This is a genomic window from Pseudoalteromonas sp. GABNS16E (assembly GCF_028598715.1).
In the GTDB taxonomy this organism is placed as follows: domain Bacteria; phylum Pseudomonadota; class Gammaproteobacteria; order Enterobacterales; family Alteromonadaceae; genus Pseudoalteromonas; species Pseudoalteromonas atlantica.
The window spans coordinates 1-3,468 of record NZ_JAQREZ010000106.1 but is presented as its reverse complement, the minus strand read 5'-3'; the positions used below and the strand labels follow the sequence as shown (position 1 = coordinate 3,468).

Here is a 3,468-nt window from a genome sequence, read left to right as displayed (position 1 = left end):
AAGAGCTAAAAAAAGCTGTAGTTATTAAAGGTAAGAAGAAATATTTATTTATCATAATTAGCACCGGTGGAGGGTAAAAGCGGGCAGTGATTGCCCGCAGATTAAATTGCTAATTAACCACCATTTGCGCCTTTAGAGATAAAGCGGCCAAGTAGAGAGAAACCGATAGATGACGCAAGTACAACGGCTAGTACTGCAAAACCAGCACTAACAGCGGTAGAAACATCAGCTAAAACTTCGGTTTGAATAGCGGTGACTTGTGCATCATCTAAAGCTGCACTAGCAGTACCGGAAAGGCCAGCACCAGTTGCAGCAATAGAGATTAGTAAAGCTTTCGGAGAAATTGAAAGTTTACGAGTTTTAGATTGAACCGGCGCAGTCACTGCGGTAGTTTGAGTTTTCATAGTGTATTTCCTTTTTCTAATGTGAACGTGACGCTTTTTTAAATATTTCCGCCACGAAATGATAAAGTTTGCCAGCACCATAACCAGTTAACCAACAAACAATTGCTGACCCAATAATTTTGGCAATCAAAGGGTCGATACTGCTAACGGTTTCCACAGAGGAACCCCGCGAAAACTGAGCCGAGCATTAAAGCGGCTACTAAAAATTGATGTAAATCCATAATGTAATCCTTAAATGAGCAGTCTTTAAGCTACGTTAGATAATTGCCTATACGTAAAATTTCAGTTGCAATATAAGTATTTAAATTTACTTTTTTTCCAAAGGTAAACTATGCAGACGGAAGCCTTTCCAATCCATTTGACGTGCTACGTTAGCACCTTCGTAATATTCAATATTGAGTAAAACAGGCTTTAAGCCCCAGCCGTTAGGGTCTGATTGCAGATTTTCCAATTGCTGATAAGTACCATCGTTAAATTGGTCAGCAGATACCTTTACAGATAAAATTTGAGCTGGGTTTTTTGTGTGAAGTTTAAACTCGCCAGTTGTAGGCAGGGGAGCGCCTTTGTCATCTGTGCGATTAACTTTTACTAGGTCTGTTATAGCGCCTTCAATATTCATAATTTCTCCAATAGGGTTTAGTTTTATTAATAGTTACAGTTAATGACACAAGTCCAAGCTCGCGACTTCGTCGCTCGAAATGTTGCCAGCCAGAGCTTCGTAATCCATGAATAAGCACATGTTTTGATAATCCTCAAGAACGCACGCTTCAAGGAACTGCATATCTTCATCACTAGGTGCGAATAAGCGGCCGTCATCGTGCCAACCTTGTATCTGTTCAGATACACCGCACATAATTTTACGTTGTGATTTAATATCTTTTTCAGTAAGTATCTGAGTAGTACCGCGTCGAGTAATTACTACAACAGCATCCCAAGCAACGCCTAAAATTCTATTAGCTGGTTGGTCGCCATATTTAGTGGCAAAGTAGGGTGATTTAGATTCACTGCGGCTAACCTCGCCAGTAATACGGTCAACAATATCGGGCAATTGGTAGTGAATTCGTAAGGTTTGGTCTTTGCGTTTAACTTGTACGCCACCCATTGCAAGGCAAAATGCTTTCCAATCTGATGAATCAGCAGCTTGGCGTACCTTCTCAAGTGCGTATTTTGAAACTGTGTCTAGTGTTGTATTCATTGCGTTTGCAACCTCACATTTGCCAGTATCACCTTGGCCTAATCGTCTAAGTTCACGCCAAAGGGTGACTGATGGACCACCAATTTGCTGAAAACGTCTAATATCAAAAGTACTTGCCCAAGTAGATGCACGTTCTGCGGCATCGGCTGGAAGTATTTTCATTTCACCCGCTTGAGAGCAAATAACTTTATCGATGCTGTCACCAGTAACGGCTTTAGTAATGTATTTAGCTATGTAACCAGAAGCAGAGCCTTTACTTTTATTAATAGTAATAGCCTTAAAGCGAGTGGCGCTTGTTCTAAATTCGGTTGGTGTATCTTCGGTACAAAGTTTTTTAAGGATTGCGCGAACTTGTATCGCATCGCCTTTTTCCATGAATAAAAGCATGTGCCAGTGTGGACAACCGTCATGATGTGGTTCAACAACGCGAAAACCATATGGGCGTAAATTTTGTTTTGAGAATAGGGCGCGGGCACGTTTCCAAATTCCGTTAAAATATTCCTGTGCATCTTGAGGGGTTGAACCATTATATTTATTATTTGGTCGGCCCGTATGGTGAACTGCATGAAAACGACTTGGTGCTGATAATGTATAGAACTCACCGCGATGGCCATGCATGTCAGCTAGTTCTTCAAAGCCACGAATTCTTACCATTAATTCAGCCGCTTGTTGTTTGCCTGATGTGTGTGAACGTTCAATGATTGATTGTAGTGTTTCAAATTCATAAAACGGGTTTGCATCGTTTGGAACAACAAATAAATCAGACATTATTTCAGCTGATTTGCGCTTACGTTCTCGGCGGTTCTGGATGGTTGGTTGTGATACATAAGCACTTGCTTTTTTATGTACGAGTCTTAAATCACGCGCTAGTTGTTCGATAGTAAATGCTTGGATTTTACGTAATTTACGACGCCAGAAAATTGGGTCAGCAAAGCGGTTTAAAATACCTGTTAAAGAGTCTGCTGAAAAGTGTGTGCAATAGGGTGCTACTAGTTCAGGCTCTTGAATATCAAAGGAATTTAAGTATTTAACCAGGATATTAAATACAGATAAAGTGTGGCCGTTTTTACTTATTTTCAGCTCACAATAACGGGCTTTTTGCTCTGCAATTTCGCATAATTCATCGTCTGAACATGATAAATTTATATGACCGTGTTTAAAATTCCCAAGTGTTAAAACGGTATCAGCAGATTTTAAACGCTTGTTTGCTTCAGCTAAATTGTTGAATTTTTCAGCCAAAAAGTAACCGGTGCTAAGCATATGAGCAAGGTTTGAATGACGTTCAAAAATACGATTCCGCCATGATTCAAAGTCAAAAAAACGCTCTTTCAATGGCTTAGATATGTTTGCAAAAACGTCTTTTGCAGTGCATGCAGGTCGCAAATTTGCCGTTAAATTCATTGCTGTATTTAGCGGGAAAACTTGAGCATATTGGGAGTTAGATAGTGAGTTCACGGTTTAGACACCAAATCAAACAGATAAATTAAGCAAAAAAGACACAATAAAAAACCTGACGCTAAAAATGAAGCAATTAGAAAATGGATAACAAAATAATTATTACTTTCAACAGGTAGGAGAACTGAGGCTAATGAAATTAAGAACCATAAAAGGCAAAAACCAATTAAATGTTTCATTACTTAGATACTCCATTATTCGAATATGTATCTTTGGTTATTATGTTTATAACCATCAAAGCCATTAGAACCATAAAAAGGTATGTGGCAGAAAAAATAACAGTAGTTACAGGATCAGCAATTGAGATAGAAAAATTATCTAAAAGGTATTTTGATAACGTTGAATCCAATTCTTGGATTATTTCTAAAGTCATATCCTTAATCCTATAAAGGTGACAAACTGTCATCCTTGAAT

General features: G+C 38.7%; 4 protein-coding genes. All 4 read right to left on the bottom strand.

Features of this window, described 5'->3' with window-relative positions; genetic code table 11:
• Positions 1–113: 113 nt before the first annotated feature.
• A complete protein-coding gene (locus tag PSI06_RS20710; protein ID WP_273604423.1) occupies positions 114–404 on the bottom strand; it encodes a hypothetical protein in 291 nt (96 codons plus the stop codon).
• A 307-nt stretch (positions 405–711) separates the two neighbouring features.
• The gene (locus tag PSI06_RS20705) at positions 712–1,023 is read right to left on the bottom strand and encodes a hypothetical protein (protein ID WP_273604424.1); all 312 of its coding nucleotides are present in this window, start codon (positions 1,021–1,023) and stop codon (positions 712–714) included.
• Positions 1,024–1,062: 39 nt separating this feature from the next.
• Entirely contained in the window at positions 1,063–3,054 is a 1,992-nt protein-coding gene (locus tag PSI06_RS20700; protein ID WP_273604425.1) for a replication endonuclease, read from the bottom strand.
• A gap of 178 nt (positions 3,055–3,232) precedes the next feature.
• The coding region (locus PSI06_RS20695) for a hypothetical protein (protein WP_273605066.1) at positions 3,233–3,468 on the bottom strand (236 nt) is incomplete at its 5' end.